The sequence below is a fragment of the Sinomonas atrocyanea genome, from assembly GCF_001577305.1.
GTDB classification, from domain to species: domain Bacteria; phylum Actinomycetota; class Actinomycetes; order Actinomycetales; family Micrococcaceae; genus Sinomonas; species Sinomonas atrocyanea.
Map to the genome: position 1 here is coordinate 3,829,342 of NZ_CP014518.1, position 24,382 is coordinate 3,853,723.

Consider the following 24,382-nt stretch of genomic DNA (forward strand, 5'->3'; position numbering starts at 1 on the left):
CGGGCCGCCCCCGGCAGGGGCGCTGCTCCTTAGAAAGGAGGTGATCCAGCCGCACCTTCCGGTACGGCTACCTTGTTACGACTTAGTCCCAATCGCCAGTCCCACCTTCGACGGCTCCCTCCCACAAGGGGTTGGGCCACCGGCTTCGGGTGTTACCGACTTTCGTGACTTGACGGGCGGTGTGTACAAGGCCCGGGAACGTATTCACCGCAGCGTTGCTGATCTGCGATTACTAGCGACTCCGACTTCATGGGGTCGAGTTGCAGACCCCAATCCGAACTGAGACCGGCTTTCTGGGATTGGCTCCACCTCACAGTATCGCAACCCTTTGTACCGGCCATTGTAGCATGCGTGAAGCCCAAGACATAAGGGGCATGATGATTTGACGTCGTCCCCACCTTCCTCCGAGTTGACCCCGGCAGTCTCCCATGAGTCCCCACCCGAAGTGCTGGCAACATGGAACGAGGGTTGCGCTCGTTGCGGGACTTAACCCAACATCTCACGACACGAGCTGACGACAACCATGCACCACCTGTGAACCGGCCCCGAAGGGAAGCCCCATCTCTGGGACGGTCCGGCACATGTCAAGCCTTGGTAAGGTTCTTCGCGTTGCATCGAATTAATCCGCATGCTCCGCCGCTTGTGCGGGCCCCCGTCAATTCCTTTGAGTTTTAGCCTTGCGGCCGTACTCCCCAGGCGGGGCACTTAATGCGTTAGCTGCGGCGCGGAAACCGTGGAATGGCCCCCACACCTAGTGCCCAACGTTTACGGCATGGACTACCAGGGTATCTAATCCTGTTCGCTCCCCATGCTTTCGCTCCTCAGCGTCAGTTACAGCCCAGAGACCTGCCTTCGCCATCGGTGTTCCTCCTGATATCTGCGCATTTCACCGCTACACCAGGAATTCCAGTCTCCCCTACTGCACTCCAGCCTGCCCGTACCCACTGCAGACCCGGGGTTGAGCCCCGGGCTTTCACAGCAGACGCGACAAACCGCCTACGAGCTCTTTACGCCCAATAATTCCGGATAACGCTCGCGCCCTACGTATTACCGCGGCTGCTGGCACGTAGTTAGCCGGCGCTTCTTCCGCAGGTACCCTCACCCCAAGGGGCTTGTTCCCTGCCGAAAGGGGTTTACAACCCGAAGGCCGTCATCCCCCACGCGGCGTCGCTGCATCAGGCTTCCGCCCATTGTGCAATATTCCCCACTGCTGCCTCCCGTAGGAGTCTGGGCCGTGTCTCAGTCCCAGTGTGGCCGGTCACCCTCTCAGGCCGGCTACCCGTCGTCGCCTTGGTAGGCCATCACCCCACCAACAAGCTGATAGGCCGCGAGCCCATCCAAGACCGCACAAGGCTTTCCACCCCCCACCATGCGGCAAGGGGTCCTATCCGGTATTAGACCCAGTTTCCCAGGCTTATCCCAGAGTCAAGGGCAGGTTGCTCACGTGTTACTCACCCGTTCGCCACTAATCCACCCCGAAGGGCTTCATCGTCCGACTTGCATGTGTTAAGCACGCCGCCAGCGTTCATCCTGAGCCAGGATCAAACTCTCCGTCAAAGAACACGCCAACCAGGAACCCCAGGAAAATGAGGCACACCCGGCCAGCAGAAAATGATCCGGCATCAAACACCCACTGCCGTGCACGGGGGTGCACAGCAACAGGCACATTTGACAACCATAAAAAATGGCATCAACAAACTTGGCACACTATTGAGTTCTCAAACAACACGCCGCACCCGGTAACAACCAGAACCAGTCAGGCCCTCCCGGAGCAACTTCTCAAACCTACCAGAGCGTCTTTCCCGGCGCAAATCCGTGTATTTCGGATTCTCTTCGTGGAAAGCCACCCGAACCGCGTTTCCGGCCGCGACTCATCGCTTCCGTTTCCGGTTCGTCTGGTGGGGTTTGGCCGTCTGTGTCCTCCGCGTTTCCGCGGCAACCCCCGACGACTTCGAAAACATTACCGGTGGGGCAGGTGCCGGGCAAATCGGCTGCATCCCGGGCGTGTCGCACCAGCCTCCCGCAGGCACCCCCGGGGCCGGCGGCCCACTCCCCTCCCCCAAGGCGGCATCCAACGGCGCCCCAGCCTCCGTGACCGACCCCGGGAACGCCGAAGGGCGGCACCCACGCGGGGTGCCGCCCTTCGGACGGGTCTGGTACTTCGCCGGAAACGGCGCAGTGCCTACCAGGACGACTTGGTAACGCCCGGAAGCTCGCCCTTGTGGGCCATCTCGCGGAAGCGGACGCGCGAGATGCCGAACTTCTGGAACGTGCCGCGGGGGCGGCCGTCGATCTGGTCGCGGTTGCGCAGGCGCACCGGCGAGGCGTTGCGCGGGAGCTTCTGCAGACCGAGGCGAGCGGCCTCGCGGGCCTCGTCGGTGGCGTTCTCGTCGACGAGGGTCTTCTTCAGCTCGGCGCGCTTCGCGGCGTAGTGCTCAACGATGGCCTTGCGCTGCTCGTTGCGGGCAATCTTGGACTTCTTGGCCATGTTTAGCGCTCCTCTCGGAAGTCAACGTGCTTGCGGACAACCGGGTCGTACTTCTTCATGACCAGGCGATCGGGGTCGTTCCGGCGGTTCTTGCGGGTCACGTAGGTGTACCCGGTGCCCGCCGTGGACTTGAGCTTGATGATGGGACGAGCGTCCTTGTCCTTCTTGGCCATCAGAGCTTCACACCCTTCGCAAGCAGCTCGGAGACAACCGCGTCAATGCCGCGGACGTCGATGGTCTTGATACCACGGGCCGACACCGTCAGGGTGACGTTGCGGCGCAGGGACGGGACCCAGTAGCGCTTCTTCTGGATGTTGGGGTCGAACCGACGCTTGGTGCGGCGGTGCGAGTGGGAAATGCTGTGACCGAACGAGGGCGATGCCCCGGTCACCTGGCAATGCGCTGCCATGTTCGCTCCTCCAAGGTGTAGTCAAACAGTTGCAGTAAAAATGGCGTTCCGCATGAGCGTCCCGCCACCTCGATGCACCGTTCGCCTGCAGCTTTCCGGAGGGTGAACCAGGCGGGGTGAGAGCCAGCCGAAGTTCCCTCGCCGCGGTTTGACGGTGACTTCAGTGCCGATAGTGGAAACCACTGCATACGACAGCGTTAAATACTAGGCGGCGCGCCCGGGTGCCGCAAATCAGCGCGCCCCGCCCACCGTCTCCTTGAGCCTGGCGAGGATCCGGCCGCCCCAGCCGCCGCCCATGATCGTACGCGCCATCTGGTCTCCCGGGTGGTCCGGGCGGTAGCCCGCCTGGAGGATCGTGAGGCGCGTGCCGCCGTCGTGCGCCTCGAGGCGGAAGGCGACGGTCGTGTCCATGTCGTTCCCCTCCCCCTCGTCCGCCCAGGAGATGACGAGCAGGTCCGGCTCGCGGAGCTCGAGGACCTCGCACGCGATGACCCCGGAGAAGCGCGCGGCCGGGATCGGCTCGGTGCGGAAGTGGAAGCGGTGGCCCACCACGGGGGCGAAGTCGTTGGGCATGAGCCACTGGGCGAGCAGCTCGGGCGTGGTGAGCGCGTGCCACACCGCGGCCGGCGGCTGCGGCAGGAAGTCCTCGACGCGGACGGCGGTCCGGTCCTCGGTGGTGTCGGTCATGGTTCCTCTTTCTCCAGCAGTGCGGCGAGCCGCGGGACGCGGCCTCGCCAGAAGTCCTCGTACGGCTCGAGCCAGGCCCGCAGCAGCGCGAGGGGCTCCGGCGTGAGCGAGTAGTAGCGGTTCCGTCCCGCCTGGCGCTCGGCGACGAGGCCGACGCCGCGCAGCACCTTGAGGTGCTCGGCGACGCTGGGCCGGGCCATCTCGTAGCGGTCGGCGAGCGCCTGCGCCGTCTGCGCGCCCTCGAGGAGCGCCGCGAGGAGGTCCCTCCGGACCGGGTGGGCGAGGGCCGCGAACACGTGGTCGGTGGGGGTCTCCCGGCGCTGACGGGGCATGCGGACAGTTTATGTAGGAAATTTCCTACGCGTCAACCAGTGCGAAGGGGCGGGAATGGATTTGGCACGACTTTAGTTGTAGCTTCAAGTAAGGCCCTGGAGCACACAGCCTGACCCACACAGAAGGAAGACCATCATGAGCGACATCACCATCATCGGAACCGGCAGCATGGCGCGCGGCATCGCCTCCCGCGCGGTCGCCGCGGGCAGGACCGTCCAGCTCCTCGCCCACGAGGACCGCGCGAAGGCAGAGGCGCTCGCCGCGGAGCTCGGCGGGACGGTCACCGCGGGCGTGCTCGGCGACGACATCACGGGCGCCATGGTGGTCCCCGCCGTGTACTTCGACGCCTCGAAGGCCATCGCCTCCCAGTACGGCGACGCCCTCGCCGGCAAGGTCTACGTGGACATCACCAACCCGGTCGACTTCTCCACCTTCGACGGCCTCGCCGTCGCGGCGGGCACCTCCGCGGCCGAGGAGATCCAGAAGCTGACCCCGGCCAAGGTCGTCAAGGCGTTCAACACGACCTTCGGCGGAACGCTCGTCTCCGGCGCGGTGTCGGGCCAGGAGCTCGACGTGCTGATCGCGGGCGACGACGAGGCCGCCGTGCGGTCCGTCGCGGACTTCGTCTCCGCCGCGAGCCTCAACGCCGTGGTAGTCGGGCCGCTGCGCCGCGCCCAGCAGCTCGAGCAGACCGGCTTCTTGAACATCCTGCTCTCGGCCAACGACTCGCTCCCCGAGTACCAGTGGAACTCGGCGCTGAAGTTCCTCCCGGCCGTCTGAGCCGCGCCCGCAGCTCGCGCAGGGGACCGCACCGGGTGTGGTCCCCTGCGCCGCTCCCGCGCGGTGGCCCCTAGCGGCCCTCGGCGAGCGCGGCCAGCCGGTCCACGGAGGCCCGGAGCTTCTCCGGCGTGGTGGCGCGGGCCCGAGGAAGGCGCTGCGGGTCCTCGAGCCGGGTCCAGTCGTAGGTGTGCCGCACGAGCGTGCGACCCTCCCCCTGCGACTCGAGCTCCCAGCGCCACAGCTGGCCGATCGGCGCCTTGCCCTCCTCGGCCGGCATCCACGCGATGCGGCGGCCCTCCTCGAACTCGACGACGTGGTTCTCGCGGACCGCTCCCTTGGTCAGGGTCATCCGGAAGACGTCGCCCACGCCCGTGACGCGCTGTCCGGCGCCGGCCTCGCCGAGGTTGTCGTTGCCGTCCCACCGCGGCTGGGCGGCCGGGTCGGCGATGAGGTCGAAGATGGCGGTGTCCGGCGCCTCGATGACGCGCTCGGCGCTCACCACGCGGGACTCTGCGGAGGGGGATTCAGTCATACCGCCAGTCAACCAGCCTGCGCGGGCCCGCGGAAGGCGGCGCGGACGACGCCGGCCCCGCGCCTTTCGCTCGCAAGGAGCCGAGGGCGCGGGGCCGGCGTCGTGCATCGAGGGAGAAGGGGTTCAGGCGCAGACCGGACGGTAGGAGGGGTCCGCGGGACCGGCCTGCAGGAGGGCATTGGAGACGAGGGCCCAGACGTTCGGGTCGTTGGGCGACTGGTCGTGCTCGATGGTGTCGAGCGGGCAGTAGTCCTGGAGCACGAGGTTGGTGACCTGCTTGGACGAGCCTGCCAGCGCCTGGGACGTGTACGGGGTGACCACCTCGTCGTAGCGCGTGGAGATGACGGTGTACGCCGGCCCCGCCACGGTGTCGCCGATGGAGTTGAGCTGGGCCATGAAGGCCGAGCCGGCGTACTGGTCGGCACACGCCTGGCACGCCGTGCTCGTGGCGGTCGTGTCGAGGACCATGCCGGCCGGCGACGGGGCGATGAGTCCCTGCGTCCCGTGGTTTGACGGGGCGATGCCGATCAGCTGGTGCACGTACTTGGCCCCGCCGAGGAAGCCCATGTAGTAGCGCGGCATCATGCCGCCCTGGCTGTGCCCCACGAGGTCGACCTGCTTGGCCCCGGTCGCGCCGAGCACGGACTGCACGAACTGCCCGAGCTCGGCTGCGGAGTCCGTGACGGGGCCGCTCGCGGGCACGCCGTTGACCACGCCGTAGTTGAGGGAGAACACGCAGTAGCCCTGGTCCTTGAGGACCGGCGAGAGCAGGGCCCAGTTCTTGTACATCGTCTCGAACGTGCCGGGGACGAGGACCACCGGGTAGGGGTGCACGGCGGAGGGCTTGCACGTGAAGTCGTTCGCGCCCGGCGGGTCGGGTGAGACCGAGTCTGCCTGGGCGGCGGGCGCCGCGACGAGGCCGAGGGCCAGCAGGGCGGCGGAGAGCAGGGCGGTGAGGTGGATTCGGCGCATCGGCGACCTCCAGTGTCTCGGGCCGCGGGCTCCGTTGCCCGCGGACTGCAAGTTACCCTCCAGTAGGTCCCGCTCGGGCCGCAAGGGTGATCCACGTCATATGCACGGATGTGCAGGAGCCGCCGAGAGCCCGGTCCCAGTTTCCCGCCGCAGCTGCCGGATTCCTGCACATCCTCGCGCCCCCGAGCCGCGCACCCTGGGACCTTCGGCCCCCTTACCCGCGAGTAGCTCCGCGGCGTACCATGGGTCAACAGCTGAAGGGTCACCGGCCCACGGCGGCCCCTGGACGCTAGGGAACCGCCATGAGCACGGACATCGACCCTGCCAGCGCCGAAGCAGCCAGCACCGAAGCAGCCGGTACCGAGGCGGCCAGTGCTGAAGCGGCCCGCATCTCGGCGGCCAGCGCGGCCGAGGGGAAGGCCCCGGGCTGGGAGGAGTCCCGCGCCGTCGCCGAGGCCAGCCGGCAGACGGCATGGGAGCGGCCGAGCTTCGCCAAGGCCCTCTACCTGGGCGACTTCCAGTGGGACCTCATGCACCCTGTCCCCGAGTCCTCGTCCGAGGACTCCGAGCGCGGGGAAGCGTTCCTCGCCCGGCTCCGCGGGGTGCTGGCGGGGATGGACGGCGGCCGCATCGAGGCCGAGGACCGCGTCCCGGACGAGTACCTCCGCTCCCTCGCGGACATCGGCGCCTTCGGGATGAAGATCCCCACCGAGTACGGCGGCCTCGGCCTCTCCCTCGCCTACTACGGGCGGGCGCTCATGCTCATCGGTTCCCTCCACCCCTCGCTCGGCGCGCTCCTGTCCGCGCACCAGTCCATCGGCGTGCCCGAGCCGGTGAAGATGTTCGGCTCGGCGGAGCAGAAGCGGCAGTTCCTCCCGCGCTGCGCGGCGGGTGCCGTGACCGCCTTTCTCCTCACGGAACCGGACGTCGGCTCAGACCCGGCCCGGCTCACCACCACGGCACGGCTCTCCGAGGACGGCCTCAGCTACGTCCTGGACGGGTCCAAGCTGTGGACCACCAACGGCGTGATCGCCGAGCTCGTGGTCATCATGGCCACGGTCCTCCCCCACGGATCCGCCAGCACGGCGGGAGGGGAAGCCGTCGCCGCCGGCAAGGGCGGGATCACGGCGTTCGTCGTGGAGATGGACACCCCCGGGATCACCGTGGAGAACCGCAACTCCTTCATGGGGCTCAAGGGCCTGGAGAACGGCGTGACCCGGTTCGACGGCGTCCGGGTGCCCGCCGCGAACCGCGTGGGCCGGGAGGGGCAGGGCCTCAAGATCGCGCTCACCACCCTCAACACCGGCCGGCTCTCGATCCCGGCCATGTGCGCCGGGGGCGCGAAGTGGTCCCTCAAGATCGCCCGCGGCTGGTCCTCGGCCCGCGTCCAGTGGGGCCGCCCGATCGGCGAGCACGAGGCCGTCGCCACGAAGATCGCCTTCATGGCCGCAACCACGTTCGCGCTCGAGGCCGTCTTCGAGGTCTCCGCCGCGCTCGCCGACGCGGGCATGAAGGACGTCCGGATCGAGGCGGCGCTGGCCAAGCTGTGGTCCTCGGAGATGGCGTACACCGTCGCCGACGAGCTCGTGCAGATCCGTGGCGGCCGCGGCTACGAGACCGCCGAGTCGCTGAGGGCCCGGGGAGAGCGGGCGGTGCCGGCCGAGCAGCTGCTGCGCGACCTGCGCATCAACCGCATCTTCGAGGGCTCCACCGAGATCATGCGCCTGCTGATCGCCCGCGAGGCGGTGGATGCCCACCTCGCCGCCGCCGGCGACCTCGCCCGCGCCGACGCGACCCTCTCCGAGAAGGCCCGCGCCGCCAAGGACGCCTCGGGCTTCTACATGAAGTGGCTCCCCCGGCTCCTGGCGGGCGAGGGCAACGACCCGCGCGCCTACCGTGAGTTCGGCACCCTCGCCAAGCACCTGCGCTATGTGGAGCGGGCCTCCCGCCGCCTGGCCCGGCACACGTTCGTGGGCATGGGCCGCTGGCAGGCCGCCCTCGAGCACCGGCAGGCATTCCTCGGACGGATCGTGGACATCGGCGCCGAGCTGTTCGCCATGGCGGCCACGTGCGCGTGGTCCGAGCACTTGCGGTCCGTGGGGGCGGATGGCGCGGAAAGCGCCCGTGACCTCGCCGAGGTCTTCTGCGAGCAGTCGCGGCACCGGGTCGAGGCGCTCTTCGCGGCGCTGTGGGACAACACGGACGACGCCGACCGGCGCCTCGCGCGCCGCGTCCTCGCCGGCGGGTTCACGTGGCTCGAGGACGGCGTCCTCGATCCGTCCGAGGGCACCGGGCCGTGGATCGCGCCGCGCGGCGACGGTGCGGCCACGCGGCCGGACCTGCACCGCGACGTGCGGTGAGCCGGACGCGCCCGGCGCACGGCCGGCGTCGTGCGCCCGGCCCCCTCACCCCGCGTCGGCGAGGATGAGCTCCAGAAGGGCGCCCATGAGCCCCTCGTCGAGCCCCAGGCCCGCGAGCGCGGCCACGACCGCGGCGGGCGGGGCGCCCGAGGCGACGAGCGCGTAGACCTCGCCCTTGACGGCGAACTCCGCGTGCACGTCGGTCAGGAGCCGCTCGACGGCGGGGACGGTCCGGTTGGGCGCGAGGCCGAAGCCGTCGCCCGCCGTGACGGTGAGGGCCTCGGAGGCGTCGATCCCCTCGGCCGCCACGCGCAGGGTCGCGGCCTGCTCGTCGTACTCGGCCACGGCGTCCAGCTCCCGGCCGCCCGCCGTGACGCGCACGGCACCGGGTCGGCTGATCCCCTCGATCGCGATCTCCCAGGCCCGGGTGCGCGGCACGCCGTCGGCGCTCCCGTGCGCGGGCCCCACCCGCAGGCTGCCGGCGTCCCAGTCGAACACGATGGGCGTCCGCACCTGGTGCTCGCGCCGCCCGGCGGCGCCGCTGCCGTCGTCCTCGACCAGCTCGAACGTGCCGGAGGCGCCCCCGAAGACGCGCACCGCGATCCGCTCGGGGCAGGCGACCCCATTCGCGGGCGGGCCTGCGGCCAGCGGCAGGATCGCCCCGGCCCGGGCCAGGACGGGGATCGACTCGAGCGTGCGGAACATCTGCACCCGGCGGCCGCCCCGGTAGCGCGTCCCGGTGAAGACGTCGAACCAGTCGCCCGGCGGGAGCCAGGCCGTGACGCTCGCGCGGTGGAGCGCCCGGTCCCGGAGCGAGACGATCGGGGCGACCATGAGCTCGGACCCGAAGAGGAACTGGTTCGGGACCTCGTACGCCTCGGCGGCTTCGGGATGCTCGTAGTACAGGGGCTCAACGAGGGGCCGGCCCTCGCCGGCGGCCCGGTGGTTCATCGTGTGGAGGTAGGGCACGAGCCGGTGCCGCAGCCGCAGGAACTCCTCCATCGCCGCCTCCGCATCGGGCCGGAACCGCCAGGGCTCCTTCCCCGTGAACGGCATCGACGAGCTGTGCAGGCGCGTGATCGGCGAGAAGACCCCGAGCTGGACCCACCGGGCCGCGAGGTCGTCGTCCTTGTAGCCGCCCATGTGGCCGCCGATGTCGTGGCTCCACCAGCCGTACCCGACGTTCGAGGCGGTCGCCGTGAAGTAGGGCTGGAACGCGAGGGACTCCCACGTGACGATCGTGTCTCCGGAGAACCCGATCGGATACCGGTGGCTGCCGGGGCCGGCGTACCGGGAGAAGGTGAGGGGCAGGCGCCCCCCGCGGGCCGAATCGAGGAAGTGCACATGGTTGAGCACCCACAGCGGGTCGAGGCCGCGCAGGCGCGAGTACGGTCCTGACTGCCAGTCGAGCCACCAGAAGTCCACCCCCGCCTCCTCGAGCGGGTGGTGGACCTCGCGCAGGTAGGCGCTGAGGAACTCCGGGTCTGCCGGGTCGAACGCGATCGCCTCCCCGGCCGCAGGGTCGAGGCCGAGGGCAAGCGCGGCGCGCTCGTACGCCTCCTCATGGGCGGCGATCCCGTCCGCGGGGTGGACGTTGAGGGTCAGCGCGAGGCCCCGCCCGTGGAGCCACCGGGCGAAGCCCTCCGGGTCGGGGAAGAGCTCGCGGTTCCAGGTGTAGCCCGTCCAGCCGGACCCGTGCGCCGGATCGATCTCCGTGAGGTGCCAGTCCATGTCCAGGACGGCGACGGAGAGGGGGACCTCTGCCTCCGCGAACCGCTCGATGACGCCCCGGTACTCCTCCTCGGAGTACCGGTGGTACCGGCTCCACCAGTTCCCGAGGGCGAAGCGCGGCACGAGCGGGGTGGGGCCGGAGATCCGGTAGTAGTCACGCAGGCAGGCTCTGTAGTCGCGCCCGTAGCCGAAGAAGTAGAGGTCCACCCGCCCTCCGGCGTTGCCGTCGGAACCCGGGCGGGCGCGGGGCGCGAGCCAGCCGTCATCGCCGAAGACGAGCGTGCTGCTGTCGTCGAGGACCGAGAAGCCGTAGCGGGACATCAGTCCCGGCTCGAGCGCGCACGCGCCGTCCACCCCGTCGAGGGTGCGCGCCGTCCCGCCCAGGTTCCGCTCGCCCTCCTCGCCGTAGTGCCACACGCTGTGGTAGTTGCTCACCCCGCCCAGGACCTTCACCGAGAGCCCATGCGGGGCGAACTCGCCCCGGTCGTAGACGAGGTGGAGGTGCTCGGTGAGGATCTCGAGCCGGCCCTCCGAGTCGAGGACCCTGAACTCCGGCGGCTCCAGGTCGCGGTGCAGGACCGCCTGGGAGGCACGGTCCTCGAAGTCCCCGTCGGGAGAGTACTCGAGGCGCAGCAGGCGCGAGGTCAGCACGGTGATCCTGTAGTGGGGACCGCGCACGACGGCGGCGGGCCGGGCGCGCGGCGAGGTCACCGGGCGGAGGTGGTCGGGCAGGCGGACGGTCCTCGTGGTCTCGGTCACGTGCTGGAGCCTACCCGCGGAGGGCGGGGCCGAACCGCTGGGCACGACGGCGGCGGGCGCTGTGCCCTGGCCTGGACTGCGACGTGAGGTGGGCCGGGCTCGGGAGGCGGGCGGCCGGCGTCGTGCGCGGCGAGCGCGGTCAGCGGTCAGCGGTCAGCGGTCAGCGGTCCAGCGTGACGGTGCGCAGGTCGAGGCGCCGCAGCACGCGGTCGACCAGCTCGGGGTCGTTGCCCGGCTCGTTGCGCGCGGCGAGCATCTCCCGCCGGGCCGCGGCCAGGGCATCGCGCTGGGCGCGCTCCATCGCGGCGAGCACGGCCTGGATCCGGCGCATCTTCTCGGGATCCTCGGCGTAGTCCGCCTGGAGGATGGTGTGCAGCGAGGACATGCGCCGGGCCAGTGCCCGGCGGCGCCCCTCCGGGAGCTTCTGCGCCGCCGGCGAGGTGCGCAGGGCCTCGAGCGCCACCCGCTCGGCGCGGCGTGCGAGGGCCCGCTGGGCGCGCTGCTCGGCGGCGCGGTCGTCGGGCAGGTGCAGCATGCGCATGAGCCACGGCAGGGTCAGGCCGGGCAGCACGAGCGTGACCACGAGCACCGAGGCCGCCGCCGCGACGGCGAAGTTGCGCCCCGGCGTCGGGGAGCCGTCCGCGAGCGTGGTCGGCAGGGCCAGTGCGAGCGCGAGGGTGGCCAGGCCGCGCATGCCGCACCAGGTCAGGACCACCACCTCCCTGAGCGAGCCGGGCGTCTTCTCCCGCCGCTCGGCCCCGCCGATCCAGTACATCGCGTACATCCACACGAAGCGCACGGCGACGGCGGTCGCGCAGATTCCGGCGATCCCGGGGACGAACGTCAGCAGGTTGGCTCCCTCGGCCTCGACGACCGAGCGCATCTCGATGCCCACGAGCCCGAAGGCCACCCCGGTGGTCAGCAGCTCGAGGACGTCCCAGAAGGCCGACCGGGTGAGCCGCTCCCCCGAGTCCTGGGGCCGCGCGCGCCGCCCGAGCTCGACTGCCGTCACGACCACCGCGACGACACCGGAGCAGTGGACCACCTCGGCGAGCAGGTACACGGCGTACGGCGCCACGAGGGACGCCGCGCTGCGGGCCACGAGGTCCGGGACGAAGCGGGTGAGCGCCCCGACGACCCACGCCATCGCGAAACCGAGCAGCGCTGCGCCGGCGGCTCCGACGAGGAACTGCGGGACGACGCTCCAGCCCACCCGGCCATGGCTGACCGTCGCGGACACCGCGGCCTGGAAGATCACGATGGCCATCGCGTCGTTGAACAGGCCCTCGGTCTGGAGCACCGTCAGCAGCCGGCGCTGCATGCTGACCTTGCCGGCGATCGCCTCGACGGCCACGGGGTCCGGCGGGGCGACGATGGCCCCGAGGGCAAGGGCGAGCGGAAGCCCGACCGCCGGGACCAGCCACCAGGTGACCGCCGCGACCGCCGCCACGGTCGCGGCGACCAGCAGCACGGCCAGGAGCACGAGGGAGCGCCAGCGCAGCCTGAACACGGACCAGCTCGAGCGCTGGGCCGCGGCGAACAGCAGCGGCGGCAGGAAGAGCGGCAGGATCAGCTCGGGGTCGATGTGGACGTTCGGGACGAACGGCAGCGACGCGGCGAGCGCCGAGAAGACGAGCATGAGGATCGGATAGGGCAGGCGGATCCGCTCCCCGACCCCCACGATGAGGACCGTCCCGAACAGCAGGCCGACCACCAGCAGCAGAAATTCCATGGGCCCCCTTCGCCTCAGGAGCATCTTTCCACGCTGGGGGCCGGCCCCTGCGCCTCAGAGGGGCCGGCCCTCAGAAGGGTCCGCGCCTCAGAGGGGCCGGGCGGGCGACGGCGACCACTCGCCGTCGTGCGCCGGCGCCGCCTCCGCTGTGGCCTCCGCAGCGGCTACGGAACCGCTCCCCTCTGCGGCCTGCGCGGCCATCCGGCCGGAGGCGCGCCGCCGCACGAACGGGTACACGACCAGCAGCAGCGCGAGGGCGCCCAGGCTCAGCCAGACCTGCGGAGCGGCGTCCGGGTCGAGGGCCATGAGGACCACGATGAGCCCGACTGCTGCCAGGACCACCGCGTTGAGCCACGGGTGCAGCCACATCTTCAGGGCAAGGCCGGCGCGCTCCTGGGCGCTCATCCGGTTGCGCAGGCGCCACTGCGTGAGCGCCACGAAGGCGTAGACGAAGAGGGCCACGCAGCCGGCGGAGTTCATGATGAAGTCGAAGACGTCCTTTGGCGCGGCGTAGTTCGCGGCGATCGCCCCGTAGCCCACCACCGTGGAGAGGAGGATGGCCTTCCACGGCACACCCGCCCCGTTCCGGTCCTCGACCCAGCGCGGGGCGTAGCCGTGCCGCGCGAGGGCGAACAGCATGCGCGAGCCCGAGTAGAGACCGGAGTTGAGCACCGACAGCGCGGCGGTGAGCACCACGGCGTTCATGACCTGCTCGGCGCCGGGGAGCCCGAACCGGCCGAAGGCGAACGCGAACGGGCTGGCCTTCGCGGGGATTTGGTCCCAGGGGACCACCATGAGCAGGATTGCCACCGAGCCGACGTAGAAGAGCAGGATGCGCCACACCACGGTGTTGGTCGACCGTGCCACGGCGCGGGCGGGCTGGTCGGACTCGGCGGCGGCCATGGTGACGATCTCGGTGCCGAAGTAGCTGAAGATGACGACGGCGACGCCGTTGAACACCGCCGTCCAGCCGTGCGGCATGAAGCCATGGTCCGTCAGGTGGGCGACCGAGCCGGTGGAGCCGGGGATGACGCCGAAGACGTAGAGTGCGCCCACTCCGAGGAACACCACGATGGTGGTCACCTTGATCGATGCGAGCCAGAACTCCGTCTCCCCGAAGGAGCGCAGCGACATGAGGTTGGTGACCGTGAACACGAGCATGCCGGCGAGCGCGAACGTCCAGTCGGGCACGGCCGGGAACCACTCGTGGAAGATCCGGCCGACGACGACGGCCTCGAAGGCCACCACCCCGACCCAGAAGTACCAGTAGAGCCAGCCGATCGTGAAGCCTGCCCAGTTGCCGAGCCCGTCCCGGGCGTACTCCATGAAGGAGCCCACCACCGGCCTGTTCGTGGACATCTCGCCCAGCATCCGCATCACCAGGACCACGAGCGCGCCGCCGATCGCGTAGGACAGCAGGGCGGCCGGGCCCACGCTGCGGATCACCGAGCCGGACCCCACGAAGAGGCTCGCGCCGATGATGCCGCCGAGGGCGATCATGGTCAGGTGCCGCGGTTTCAGGCTCGCGCGGTGGGCGGACTCCGTCGTCCTGCTCGCGCCGGCCTCGGCGGCTCGTCGGGTGGGCCCAGCGGGGTTCCCAGGTGCCTGCATGCGGATCTCCGTTCCATCGGGGGAGGCGATCGGCGTGGTGCCGATCACAGTGCCCCGTCAGGACGCGGGATGCAGGTCAGGCCCGGCGATGGTCGGACTGCACCACGTGCGCGGGGATCGCTGGACTGTTCGTCCCGAGAGTGTCTGTCCCGGCGGCGCTCAGCCCCTGCCGAGCCACGCGGAGGCCGCGACCACGAGCGCTGCCGTGCCGGTGGTGAGGGTCGGCTGGAGGACCGGGGCGAACATCGGCGAGTGGTTGGCGGGCAGCGCGCTGACCGTGCCGGCGGCCTCCGCCGCGGCGTACACCTCGGGGTCGGTGCCGCCCACGCCCCAGTAGGTGTAGGGCACTCCGAGCGCGGTGGGGACGTCGCTGAAGTCCTCGCTCGCCGTCTGCCGGCCGAAGTCCTGGATGGCGCCGGCGGGGAAGTAGTCCTCGAAGGCCCCGGCCACCTGCGCGGTCGCCTCGGCGCTGTTGTCGGTGAGCGGGTAGCTGTTGTAGACCTCGAACTCGGGCTCCTTGGGCGAGCCGGATGCCGCGGACTCCGCCGTGGCGATGCGCTCGATTGCAGCGAGGAGCTGGTCCCGGATGGGCCTGCTGTAGGTGCGGATGTTGAGCTCGAGGACGGCGTGGTCGTCGATGATGTTGCTCTTCGCGCCGACCGCGATCCTGCCGACCGTGAGCACGGCGAACTCTCCGGGCTGGACCTCGCGGGCCACGACGCCCTGGAGGCGCACGACCACCATGGACGCGAGCACGGCCGGGTCGATGGACAGGTGCGGCATCGAGCCGTGGCTCCCGCGCCCGTAGAGGGTGATGCGGACGCTGTCCGCCATCGACAGGAAGGGGCCCGCGTGCGGGCCCACCGTGCCGGCGGGATGGACCAGCACGTGCTGGGCGAGGGCGACGTCCGGGGTGGGGATCAGGCCCGCCAGCCCGGCGTCGACCATGCCCCTCGCCCCGTCGCCGAGCTCCTCCGCGGGCTGGAACAGGGCGATCAGCGTCCCGGCCCAGGCCTCCCGCTGCTCGGCGAACAGCCTCGCTGCCCCGAGGAGGGTGCTGATGTGGACGTCGTGCCCGCACGCGTGCATCACGGGAGTCTGGCTGCCCGCGTCGTCGACCGCGGTGACGGTGCTCGCGTAGTCGAGCCCGGTCGCCTCCCTGACCGGGAGCGCGTCCATGTCCGCGCGGAGCAGGACGGTCGGGCCGTCGCCGTTGGAGAGGAGGCCGACGACGCCGGTGCCGCCGATCCCGGGGTGGACCTCGAAGCCGAACTCCCCCAGCTGGTCCGCGACGACCCCGGCCGTGCGGACTTCCTGATGGCTCAGCTCAGGATTGCGGTGGAAGTCCTTGTAGAGCGACTCCTGCCAGTCCCTGAGGGAATCCTGGCCGGACAGGATCGTGCGTGCGGATCCGGTGGGTGCCATGGCCTGTGTCCTCCTGCGCGGGTGGTCCAGTCGTAGGCTCCCGAGCCTAGTTGCGCCGCCCCGCCGACACACCGGTTGGCGCGGCCGGGCAGCGCAGCCTACGTCCGCAGGGCAAGCCAGAGGTGCGCGGCGACGTCCGGATCGTCGAAGTCGACGCCGAGCAGCTCGCCCGCGCGGGCCATCCGATGCCGTACCGAGTTGCGATGCACGCCGAGGTCCCGCGCGCTCGCCTCCCAGTGGCCGCGATTCTTCAGGTAGGCGCGCACGGTCGGGAGCAGCTCCCCGCCCGCGGCGGCGAGCGCGGCGGCCCACTCGTCTGCTGGCAGCTCGAGTCCGTGGCCCACCCGGACCACCTTCCCGACGGGTGCCTGCCGGGCGGCATCGGCCACCTGGCCCGCGATCTCGCGGACGCGCCGCAGCGGCACCGGACCGCCCCAGGCGCCGTGGGCCCCCGAGGGCAGCCGCGGCCGCGGCGCATCGGCAGGGAGCAGGAGGTGCAGCAGGCTTCCGGACTCGACCGCGAGCGCCGCGGCCGCCCCGTCCGGAAGACCCGGCGTGGCGAGCACCGCGAGGTACACCGACTCGGGCAGCGCCGTGCCCATCTGCCCCGCGAGGAGGCGGGCCGCGTCGTCGTGACCGGCGAGGACCAGCGCCACGAGCATCCCGTCGCCCCGGGCCCGTTCCTCCTCCGCCCGGCGCAGCGCCGCAGCCCGGTGGGCCAGCAGCGTGGACGCCGTGAGGAACAGGTGGCGTTCCGGCGGGGCGAGCTGGCCGCCGCGGCCCACGGCAAGGTAGGCGCGCCCGGCGCCGGACTCCACCGGGTACAGCGCCGCGGGGCCCGCCGAGATCTGGACCGTCGCCGTGGCGCCCCGGCCGGCGGCCCGCAGCGCGGCCGCCTCCCGGCGCAGCTCGTCGAGGAGGCCCGGCGCGGGCACCTCCCCCGCGGGCCCCGCGCACGAGGCCCGCCGCTCGCCTCCCGGGAGGTAGGCCACCCAGGTGCCCAGGGCGTGGGCGAGCTCGCGGACGATGGAGGGCTCGGCGTCGTCCCCCGACGCGGCCCTTGTGAGGGCCACCTGGAGGCCCAGCAGGGCAGTCAGCTCGGCCTCTCCCCCGCGGCGCACCAGCTCCCAGTAGGCGCGGGAGACCGCGAGGAAGGGCGACTCACGAGGGACGGTCAGCAGCGGCAGCCCCGCCTCGGCGCACGCCTCGCGGAGCTCGTCGGGGACCATGCTGTGCCCCGAGCCGAGGCCCAGCCCGAGCGCCGCAACCCGGCCCGCCACGAGCCTGGCCACGTAGGCCCGGGCAGCCTCCGCGCGCTCAGGGCCGTGCCGGCCCGCCAGCTGCATGCCCACCGTGAGGAGCAGCTCCCCGCCGTCGAGGAACACGGTGGGGTCCTCGAGCTCGGACACGTGCACGCCCGTGAGCTCGACCCGCGGCAGCGGGACGGGCCAGTACGGGACCAGGTCTCCGCGGGCGGCCTCGGCGAGCTGGGCGAGCGTGATCATCGCCGGGCCCCACGGCGGCCCGGGCCGGGTGTCCATTCCTGCCCACCTCGTTGTGCAATCAGTCTCATGGGAACCAAGTATGGGCCAGAACGTCCAAAGACTCTGAGCCCCCGGCTCTCTACTGTGGTCGCAACCACACCAGCCCCACGCCGGGAGGACCCATGACCGCCACCACCGTAGCCCCGTCCGCCGATCCGGCCGCCGTGCCGCAGCGCGCCCGCCGCCTGGCCACCGCGCTGCCCGGGCCGCGCTCGCGGGAGCTCGAAGCCGAGCGCCGTCGCCACGTCACCGAGGGCTTCGGCGTCACCCTGCCGGTGTTCATCGACCACGCCGAGGGCCCGCTGCTCGTGGACGTGGACGGCAACCGGATCATCGACTTCGCCTCGGGCATCGCCGTGACCAGCGTCGGCGCCGCGAACCCGCGTGTGGCCGAGCGCGCCGCCGCCCAGCTGGGCCGCTTCACCCACACGTGCTTCATGGTCACCGAGTACTCCTCCTTCGTGGAGGTGTGCCGCTGGCTCAACGAGCACACGCCCGGCGACTTCGACAAGCGCACCGCGCTCTTCTCGACCGGCGCGGAGGCAGTCGAGAACGCCGTCAAGATCGCCCGCTCCGCGACCCGCCGCTCCAACGTCCTCGTGTTCGACGAGGCCTACCACGGCCGCACCCAGCTGACCATGGCCATGACGGCCAAGGAGAACCCGTACCGGCTCAACTTCGGCCCACTCCCGGGCTCGGTGTTCCGCGGCCCGACGGCGCCCGCGCACCTCGCGCCGGCCGATCCGGCCGCGGCCGCGCAGTTCGTGGCCGAGGCGCTCGGCGGCGTCGAGACAGTCCTGGCGGAGGCAGGCCCCGAGACCTTCGCGGCCATGGTGATCGAGCCGATCCAGGGCGAGGGCGGCTTCGTGGTGCACGCGCCCGGCTTCCTCGCGGGCCTGCGGGAGATCGCGACGCGGCACGGGATCGTCCTCGTGATCGACGAGATCCAGGCCGGCATGGGCCGCACCGGCGACCTCTTCGCGTCCGAGCACGACGGCGTGGCCGGGGACATCACCCTCTCCGCCAAGGCCCTCGGCGCGGGCCTGCCGCTCTCGGCGGTGACCGGCCGGGCCGAGCTCATGAACGCCGTCCACGCAGGCGGCCTCGGCGGCACCTACGCCGGCAACCCCGTAGCGTGCGAGGCGGCGCTCGCCGTCTTCGAACTCCTCGAGGACGGCTCGCTGCTCGCCGGGGCCCGGGACATCGAGGCGGCGGTCCGCGGGCGCTTCGAGCCGCTCCTCGCGCACGACGGCGTGGCATCCGTCCGCGGCCGCGGCGCCATGATGGCGGTCGAGCTCGGGGACGCCTCCGGTCCGCGGGCGGACATTGCCAAGGCCGCGGCCGCAGCCGCCCACGCCGCCGGGGTCCTGACCCTCACGTGCGGGACCCACGGGAACGTGATCCGGCTCCTGCCGCCCCTCGGCGTCGAGCCCGAGGTCCTCGATGAGGGGCTGGCGGTGCTCGAGGCCGCGATCCGCGGAGCGCTCTCATGACCGCGGCGGAGAATGCCCGCCCTTTCGGACAGGACCCCCGTCTGGAGCGCAGGGCAATGACCGAAGCGCGGGGTGTTTCCGCGGCGACCGCCCCGCTCGACGGCGTTCTGGTGGCCGACTTCTCGCGGGTGCTCGCCGGGCCGCTGGCAACGATGACCCTCGCGGACCTCGGCGCGCGGGTGGTCAAGGTCGAGCGGCCCGGGTGCGGGGACGACACGCGGCACTGGGGACCGCCGTTCTCCGCCACCGGGGCCACCTACTTCGAGAGCGTGAACCGGAACAAGGAATCGGTCGAGCTGGACCTGGCCGATCCGGAGGGGCTCGGACTCGCCCGGGAGCTCGCGCTCCGCGCCGACGTGCTCGTGGAGAACTTCAAGCCCGGCGGCCTCGAGAAGCTCGGGCTCGGGTACGAGGCGCTCGCTGCAGAGAACCCCGGGCTGGTGTACGCCTCGATCTCCGGGTTCGGCTCCACGGGCGGCCGCGACCTGCCGGGCTACGACTTCATCGTGCAGGCGCTCGGCGGCCTCATGTCCATCACCGGGGCCCCGGACGGAGTGCCGGGGGCCGGCCCGATGAAGGCCGGGGTGGCCCTCGTGGACGTGCTCACGGCCAAGGATGCGACGATCGGGATCCTCGCCGCCCTCGCCGAGCGGAACCGCACCGGGCGCGGGCGCCGCATCGAGGTGAACCTGCTCTCGTCCCTCCAGGGGGCGCTGGCCAACCAGGCCCAGGCGTACCTGGGGGCGGGGGTGGTGCCGGGGCGGATGGGCAACGACCACCCCTCGATCGTCCCGTACCAGCTGCTCGCGACCGCCGATGCGCCGCTGGCCGTGGCCGCCGGCAATGACTCCCAGTTCGCGCGGCTGTGCGACGCGATCGGGTCCCCGGCCCTGGCCGCGGACCCCCGGTTTGCCACGAACAGGGCCCGCGTCGCGCACCGCGCCGAGCTCGTGGCGCTGCTCGAGCGGGGACTCGCGTCGGCCTCGGCCCAGGTGTGGCAGGACAAGCTCTCCGCCCTCGGCGTCCCGTGCGGGCGGGTGGCCGGGATCGGGGAGGGCCTCGACTACGCCGAGTCGCTCGGGCTCTCGCCCACGGTCGAGGTCCGCGACCGCTCGGGCGCCGTGGTGGCCCGGCAGGTCCGCCACCCCATCACCTGGACCCCGCCGCTGCCGCCCCGCACCCAGGCGCCCCCCGCGCTGGGAGCCGACACGGCCGACGTCGTGCGCTGGCTGCGCACGTGACTCCCCAGCCCCGCGTACGTGACTCCCCAGCCCCGCGTACGTGACTCCCCAGCCCCGCGTGCGTGACTCCCCAGCCCCGCGTACGTGACTCCGCAGCCCCGCGGACGTGCCTCCCCAACCCGACGGAGGTGACTCCTCAACGTTGAGGAGGCACCTCCGCACCGTTGGGGAGGCACCTCCGCACCGTTGGGGAGGCACCTCCGCACCGCTCCCCCGAATCCTGAGCACCGAAAGGAACACCCTCCCGATGACGACCGCCACCGCTAGCCTTGCGGGCATGGACACCGACGTCTCTGCCGCCGACAGGCTCCCCGACCCAGCCGACCTCATCTCCTTCGACTCCCTCCTGTCTGCCGAAGAGCTCGCTCTGCGGGACCGTGTGCGCGCGTTCGTCCGCGCGGAGATCAGGCCGAACATCGCCCGCTGGTACGAGGACGCGCACTTCCCGCTCGAGATCGTCCCCGAGCTCGCCAAGCTCGGCCTGCTGGGCATGCACCTGACCGGATACGGCTGCGCGGGCCGCTCGGCGGTCGAGTACGGCCTCGCCGGCGCCGAGCTCGAGGCCGGCGACTCGGGCCTGCGCACGTTCGTCTCGGTCCAGGGCTCCCTCGCGATGTCCGCGATCCACAAGCACGGTTCCGAGGCCCAGAAGCAGGAGTGGCTGCCGCAGATGGCCGCCGGCGAGGCGATCGGCTGCTTCGGCCTCACCGAGCCCACCGCCGGCTCCGACCCCGGATCCATGACCACCTTCGCCCGCCGCGACGGCGACGGCCCCACCGCGGACTGGATCCTCACCGGAACCAAGCGCTGGATCGGCCTCGCCAACGTCGCCAAGGTCGCCGTCATCTGGGCCATGACCGACTCCGGCGTGCGCGGCTTCCTCGTCCCGACGGCGACCCCCGGCTACACCGCCACCCCGATCCAGCCCAAGCTCTCCATGCGCGCCTCGATCCAGTGCGAGATCGAGCTCGACGAGGTCCGCCTCCCCCACGATGCGGTCCTGCCGAACGTGACCGGCCTCAAGGGCCCCTTCTCGTGCCTGAACGAGGCCCGCTACGGCATCATCTGGGGCGCCATGGGCGCCGCCCGGGACGCGTTCGAGGACGCGCTCGCCTACTCCAAGGAGCGGCTCCAGTTCGGCCGCCCGCTTGCCGGCTACCAGCTGACCCAGGCCAAGCTGGTCGACATGGCCCTGGAGATCAACAAGGGCTTCCTCCTCGCCCTCCACCTCGGCCGGCTCAAGGACGCCGGGAAGCTCGCCCACCACCAGATCTCGGTGGGCAAGCTCAACAACTGCCGCGAGGCCATCGAGATCTGCCGCGAGGCCCGCACCATCCTCGGCGGCAACGGCATCACACTGGACTACTCGCCGCTGCGGCACGCCAACAACCTCGAGTCCGTGCGCACCTACGAGGGCACCGACGAGGTCCACACCCTCATCCTCGGCCAGCAGCTCACCGGAGAGGCGGCCTTCCGGTGACCGCGGGCACGGACACCGCAGCGCACGACGCCGGCCCCGTCACCTCGTCCACACGGGCTCCCGTCCCGCTGCGCCTCCTCATCGGCGGCGAGTGGGTGGCGGGCGACGGCGAGCCGCTCGCCTCCCGCAACCCCGCCCGCCCCGAGCAGGTGGTGGCGGAGGGCACCCAAGCCGTGCCGGCCGACGTCGACCGCGCGATGCACGCCGCCCGCACCGCCCAGTGCGAGTGGGCGCGCACGCCGATCCATGAGCGCGGCGCCGTCCTGGCCCGGGCGGCCGCGGCGCTCGAGGAGCGCGCGGACCAGCACGGGCTCGAGCTGGCCCGCGAGGAGGGCAAGACGCTGGCCGAGGGCACGGGCGAGGTGCTGCGTGCGGCGCAGATCCTGCGCTACTGCGCCGGGGAGGGCGACCGGGCGGCCGGCGAGCACTACGCGTCCCCGCGCCGCGGCGAGCGGATCCTCGTCACGCGCAAGCCGCTCGGCGTCGTGGGGGTCGTGACGCCGTTCAACTTCCCGATCGCGATCCCGGCGTGGAAGATCGCGCCGGCGCTCGTGCACGGGAACGCGGTGGTCTGGAAGCCTGCCTCGACCGTGCCGCTGCTGGCGATGCGGCTCGCGGAGGCCCTCGACGGGGCGGGGCTGCCCGCCGGGATGCTCAACCTGCTCATCGGCCCCGGTGCGCTCGGCACGGAGCTCGTGCGGCACCCCGGGCTCGACGGGCTCTCCTTCACGGGCTCGACCGGGGTGGGCCGGGCGCTCGCCGGCGAGGCCGCCTCCCGAGGGGTGCCGTTCCAAGGCGAGATGGGCGGGAAGAACGCGGCGATCGTGCTCGCGGACGCCGACCTCGACCTCGCCGCCGAGCAGGTGCTCTTCGGCGCGTTCCGCTCGACCGGGCAGAAGTGCACGGCCACGTCACGGCTCGTCGTGGCCGAGGAGGTGGCGGACGCGTTCCTCGCGCGCCTGGCGCCCCGGCTCGACGCGTGGAGGGTGGGCGATCCCAGCGACCCCTCCGTGCACATGGGCCCGCTCGTGACGGAGTCCGCGGCGGAGGGCGTGCGGGCCGCGGTCGCCGCCGCCGAGGCCGAGGGCGCCCGTGTGCTCTACCGCGGGGTGGCGCCCGGGGCGGAGGCGCACGACGCCGGTGCCGCGCCTTCCGCCTTCGTCCCGCCGACGGTCCTCGAGGTCGGCCCGGACAGCGTCGCCTGGCGCGAGGAGCTCTTCGGGCCGGTGCTCGCGGTGCGCCGAGCTGCCTCGGTTGAGGAGGCCTTCACCCTCGCGGAGGACTCGGAGTTCGGGCTCTCCGCGGCCCTCTTCACGCGCGACATCGCCACGGCGCTCGAGGCGGTGGACGCGCTCGATGTCGGCATCCTGCACGTCAACTCCGAGTCGGCGGGCGCGGACCCGCATGTGCCATTCGGCGGGGCGAAGAAGTCCGGCTACGGCCCCAAGGAGCAGGGCGCCGCGGCGCGCGAGTTCTTCACGCACACCACCACGGTGTACCTGCGGGGGTAGCGGTTCAGGGGCGCGCCGTCCTCCGCCGCCGCCGGAGGACGACGGCGCGCCCGGTCAGGCCGACGGCGAACATCACCACGCCCGCGACCACGGACTGCCAGGGCAGGGTCGCGACGAGGACAAGGCAGCCGGCGGCTCCGAGCACGTTGAGGGTCCGCGGCCAGCGCCGGTCCGCGGCCGGCTGGGTGAAGGCGGAGGCGTTCGCGACCGCGTAGTACACCAGCACGCCGAAGGACGAGAAGCCGATGACCCCGCGCAGGTCCGTGCTGAGCACGAGGAGGCTGACCACCACGGCGAGGGCCAGCTCGGCGTGGTGCGGGACCCGGTGCACGGGGTGGACCGCGCCGAGCCACGCGGGGAGGTCGCGCTCGCGGGCCATCGCGAGGCTCGTGCGCCCGATCCCGGCGATGAGCGCGAGCAGCGCGCCGAGGCTCGCGACCGCGCCGCCGATGCGCACCACGGGACCGAGCCCGTCCAGGCCCACGGCGTGGGCGGCGTCGGCCAACGGCGCGGAGGAGCCGGCAAGGACACCCGGGCCGGCCGCGGCGAGCGCCGTGACGCCGACGATCGCGTAGACCACGACCGCGATCCCCAGCGCGAGCGGAATGGCCCGGGGGATCGTGGTCCTCGGGTCGCGGACCTCCTCCCCCATGGTGGCAATGCGGGCATAGCCGGCGAAGGCGAAGAACAGCAGGCCCGCGGCCTGCAGCACTCCGTAGACCCCGCCGGAGCCCGCGGGCTGCCCCGCCGCGAGGGTTCCCGGGCCCGCGTGGCCGCTGGCCCAGAGCCCGATGACGAGCACCGCCAGGGCAGCGAGGGTGATGGTGACGAGGACGCGCGTGAGCTGGGCGGTCCGGGTCACCCCGCGGTAGTTCAGCCCCGCGAGCGCGAGGACCGCGGCCACCGCGACGAGCCGCTGGATCCACCCGGCCCCGGGGACCGACGCGGGCACCGCGTAGCTCGCGAAGGTCAGGGCCATCGCCGCGCACGAGGCCGTCTTGCCGACCACGAACCCCCACCCGGCGGTGAACCCCCACCACGGGCCGAGTCGCTCGCGGCCGTAGACGTAGGTGCCGCCCGAGGTCGGGTACGCGGCGGCCAGCTGGGCGGACGCCGTCGCGTTGCAGTACGCGACGAACGCCGCGATCGCGAGGCCCACAAGCAGCCACGAGCCGGCCGCGCGGGAGGCGGGGCCGAACGCGGCGAACACGCCCGCACCGATCATGGAGCCGAGGCCGATCACCACGGCATCGAACAGCCCGAGCCTGCGGGCGAGCCGGGGATGGGTCACAGC

Annotated in this window: 19 protein-coding genes and 1 rRNA gene; 6 read left to right on the forward strand and 14 right to left on the reverse strand. The window is 71.9% G+C overall.

Features of this window, described 5'->3' with window-relative positions:
* Nucleotides 1-33: 33 nt before the first annotated feature.
* From SA2016_RS17580 to SA2016_RS17605, 6 genes are all read right to left on the reverse strand, one after another.
* Nucleotides 34-1,557 (reverse strand): 16S ribosomal RNA (locus tag SA2016_RS17580).
* A 625-nt stretch (nt 1,558-2,182) separates the two neighbouring features.
* Complete coding sequence (rpsN, locus tag SA2016_RS17585) at nt 2,183-2,488, reverse strand: 30S ribosomal protein S14 (RefSeq protein WP_066500625.1); 306 nt, start codon at nt 2,486-2,488, stop codon at nt 2,183-2,185.
* A gap of 2 nt (nt 2,489-2,490) precedes the next feature.
* Nucleotides 2,491-2,661 (reverse strand): 50S ribosomal protein L33, encoded by a 171-nt coding sequence (gene rpmG / locus SA2016_RS17590; RefSeq protein WP_043122011.1) that lies wholly within the window; start codon nt 2,659-2,661, stop codon nt 2,491-2,493.
* On the reverse strand, nt 2,661-2,897 hold the full coding sequence (gene rpmB, locus SA2016_RS17595) for a 50S ribosomal protein L28 (RefSeq protein WP_066500630.1): 237 nt from the start codon (nt 2,895-2,897) through the stop codon (nt 2,661-2,663). Before rpmB ends, rpmG begins: the two co-directional genes overlap by 1 nt.
* A 231-nt stretch (nt 2,898-3,128) precedes the next feature.
* Nucleotides 3,129-3,584, reverse strand: a complete 456-nt coding sequence (locus SA2016_RS17600) for an SRPBCC family protein (protein ID WP_066500633.1) — start codon at nt 3,582-3,584, stop codon at nt 3,129-3,131.
* On the reverse strand, nt 3,581-3,916 hold the full coding sequence (locus SA2016_RS17605) for an ArsR/SmtB family transcription factor (RefSeq protein ID WP_066500635.1): 336 nt from the start codon (nt 3,914-3,916) through the stop codon (nt 3,581-3,583). The genes SA2016_RS17600 and SA2016_RS17605 overlap by 4 nt, the downstream gene beginning before the upstream one ends.
* 136 nt (nt 3,917-4,052) lie before the next feature.
* On the opposite strand from SA2016_RS17605, the gene SA2016_RS17610 reads away from it, so the two are divergent.
* Entirely contained in the window at nt 4,053-4,697 is a 645-nt protein-coding gene (locus tag SA2016_RS17610; protein WP_066500643.1) for an NADPH-dependent F420 reductase, read from the forward strand.
* Between the two features lie 70 nt (nt 4,698-4,767).
* Here the strand turns inward: SA2016_RS17610 and SA2016_RS17615 are convergent, their stop codons facing one another.
* Together SA2016_RS17615 and SA2016_RS17620 are read right to left on the reverse strand one after the other, a co-directional pair.
* Nucleotides 4,768-5,229, reverse strand: a complete 462-nt coding sequence (locus SA2016_RS17615; RefSeq protein ID WP_066500644.1) for an SRPBCC family protein — start codon at nt 5,227-5,229, stop codon at nt 4,768-4,770.
* A 123-nt stretch (nt 5,230-5,352) separates the two neighbouring features.
* Complete coding sequence (locus SA2016_RS17620; RefSeq protein ID WP_066500645.1) at nt 5,353-6,201, reverse strand: esterase/lipase family protein; 849 nt, start codon at nt 6,199-6,201, stop codon at nt 5,353-5,355.
* Nucleotides 6,202-6,503: 302 nt separating this feature from the next.
* On the opposite strand from SA2016_RS17620, the gene SA2016_RS17625 reads away from it, so the two are divergent.
* Nucleotides 6,504-8,561, forward strand: a complete 2,058-nt coding sequence (locus SA2016_RS17625; RefSeq protein WP_066500646.1) for an acyl-CoA dehydrogenase family protein — start codon at nt 6,504-6,506, stop codon at nt 8,559-8,561.
* Between the two features lie 45 nt (nt 8,562-8,606).
* On the opposite strand, the gene SA2016_RS17630 is transcribed toward SA2016_RS17625, so the two are convergent.
* From SA2016_RS17630 to SA2016_RS17650, 5 genes are all read right to left on the reverse strand, one after another.
* Nucleotides 8,607-11,051 carry a glycoside hydrolase family 31 protein gene (locus SA2016_RS17630; protein WP_084249616.1) on the reverse strand — a complete coding sequence of 815 codons (2,445 nt, stop codon included), beginning with the start codon at nt 11,049-11,051 and terminating at the stop codon, nt 8,607-8,609.
* Between the two features lie 160 nt (nt 11,052-11,211).
* Entirely contained in the window at nt 11,212-12,783 is a 1,572-nt protein-coding gene (locus SA2016_RS17635; RefSeq protein ID WP_066500649.1) for a cation:proton antiporter, read from the reverse strand.
* 87 nt (nt 12,784-12,870) lie between these two features.
* Nucleotides 12,871-14,394, reverse strand: a complete 1,524-nt coding sequence (locus SA2016_RS17640) for an amino acid permease (RefSeq protein ID WP_084249809.1) — start codon at nt 14,392-14,394, stop codon at nt 12,871-12,873.
* A 159-nt stretch (nt 14,395-14,553) separates the two neighbouring features.
* The gene (locus SA2016_RS17645; RefSeq protein ID WP_066500651.1) at nt 14,554-15,819 is read right to left on the reverse strand and encodes an amidohydrolase; all 1,266 of its coding nucleotides are present in this window, start codon (nt 15,817-15,819) and stop codon (nt 14,554-14,556) included.
* A 98-nt stretch (nt 15,820-15,917) separates the two neighbouring features.
* Complete coding sequence (locus SA2016_RS17650) at nt 15,918-17,360, reverse strand: PucR family transcriptional regulator (RefSeq protein ID WP_084249617.1); 1,443 nt, start codon at nt 17,358-17,360, stop codon at nt 15,918-15,920.
* Between the two features lie 125 nt (nt 17,361-17,485).
* On the opposite strand from SA2016_RS17650, the gene SA2016_RS17655 reads away from it, so the two are divergent.
* The 4 genes from SA2016_RS17655 to SA2016_RS17670 all read left to right on the forward strand — a co-directional run bounded on the left by SA2016_RS17655 (nt 17,486) and on the right by SA2016_RS17670 (nt 23,088).
* Nucleotides 17,486-18,856, forward strand: a complete 1,371-nt coding sequence (locus tag SA2016_RS17655) for an aminotransferase class III-fold pyridoxal phosphate-dependent enzyme (RefSeq protein ID WP_066500656.1) — start codon at nt 17,486-17,488, stop codon at nt 18,854-18,856.
* 56 nt (nt 18,857-18,912) lie between these two features.
* Complete coding sequence (locus SA2016_RS17660) at nt 18,913-20,097, forward strand: CaiB/BaiF CoA transferase family protein (protein WP_066500657.1); 1,185 nt, start codon at nt 18,913-18,915, stop codon at nt 20,095-20,097.
* A 277-nt stretch (nt 20,098-20,374) separates the two neighbouring features.
* The gene (locus SA2016_RS17665) at nt 20,375-21,577 is read left to right on the forward strand and encodes an acyl-CoA dehydrogenase family protein (protein WP_066502792.1); all 1,203 of its coding nucleotides are present in this window, start codon (nt 20,375-20,377) and stop codon (nt 21,575-21,577) included.
* The gene (locus SA2016_RS17670) at nt 21,574-23,088 is read left to right on the forward strand and encodes an aldehyde dehydrogenase family protein (RefSeq protein WP_084249618.1); all 1,515 of its coding nucleotides are present in this window, start codon (nt 21,574-21,576) and stop codon (nt 23,086-23,088) included. Before SA2016_RS17665 ends, SA2016_RS17670 begins: the two co-directional genes overlap by 4 nt.
* A gap of 4 nt (nt 23,089-23,092) precedes the next feature.
* On the opposite strand, the gene SA2016_RS17675 is transcribed toward SA2016_RS17670, so the two are convergent.
* Nucleotides 23,093-24,379, reverse strand: a complete 1,287-nt coding sequence (locus tag SA2016_RS17675; protein WP_066500659.1) for an APC family permease — start codon at nt 24,377-24,379, stop codon at nt 23,093-23,095.
* Nucleotides 24,380-24,382 lie beyond the last annotated feature (3 nt).

Coding starts and splice junctions, on each gene's coding strand:
- rpsN (WP_066500625.1), bottom strand. CDS start 2,488: ATGGCCAAGAAGTCCAAGATTGCCCGCAACGAGCAGCGCAAGGCCATC.
- rpmG (WP_043122011.1), bottom strand. CDS start 2,661: ATGGCCAAGAAGGACAAGGACGCTCGTCCCATCATCAAGCTCAAGTCC.
- rpmB (WP_066500630.1), bottom strand. CDS start 2,897: ATGGCAGCGCATTGCCAGGTGACCGGGGCATCGCCCTCGTTCGGTCAC.
- SA2016_RS17600 (WP_066500633.1), bottom strand. CDS start 3,584: ATGACCGACACCACCGAGGACCGGACCGCCGTCCGCGTCGAGGACTTC.
- SA2016_RS17605 (WP_066500635.1), bottom strand. CDS start 3,916: ATGCCCCGTCAGCGCCGGGAGACCCCCACCGACCACGTGTTCGCGGCC.
- SA2016_RS17610 (WP_066500643.1), top strand. CDS start 4,053: ATGAGCGACATCACCATCATCGGAACCGGCAGCATGGCGCGCGGCATC.
- SA2016_RS17615 (WP_066500644.1), bottom strand. CDS start 5,229: ATGACTGAATCCCCCTCCGCAGAGTCCCGCGTGGTGAGCGCCGAGCGC.
- SA2016_RS17620 (WP_066500645.1), bottom strand. CDS start 6,201: ATGCGCCGAATCCACCTCACCGCCCTGCTCTCCGCCGCCCTGCTGGCC.
- SA2016_RS17625 (WP_066500646.1), top strand. CDS start 6,504: ATGAGCACGGACATCGACCCTGCCAGCGCCGAAGCAGCCAGCACCGAA.
- SA2016_RS17635 (WP_066500649.1), bottom strand. CDS start 12,783: ATGGAATTTCTGCTGCTGGTGGTCGGCCTGCTGTTCGGGACGGTCCTC.
- SA2016_RS17640 (WP_084249809.1), bottom strand. CDS start 14,394: ATGCAGGCACCTGGGAACCCCGCTGGGCCCACCCGACGAGCCGCCGAG.
- SA2016_RS17645 (WP_066500651.1), bottom strand. CDS start 15,819: ATGGCACCCACCGGATCCGCACGCACGATCCTGTCCGGCCAGGATTCC.
- SA2016_RS17650 (WP_084249617.1), bottom strand. CDS start 17,360: ATGGACACCCGGCCCGGGCCGCCGTGGGGCCCGGCGATGATCACGCTC.
- SA2016_RS17655 (WP_066500656.1), top strand. CDS start 17,486: ATGACCGCCACCACCGTAGCCCCGTCCGCCGATCCGGCCGCCGTGCCG.
- SA2016_RS17660 (WP_066500657.1), top strand. CDS start 18,913: ATGACCGAAGCGCGGGGTGTTTCCGCGGCGACCGCCCCGCTCGACGGC.
- SA2016_RS17665 (WP_066502792.1), top strand. CDS start 20,375: ATGGACACCGACGTCTCTGCCGCCGACAGGCTCCCCGACCCAGCCGAC.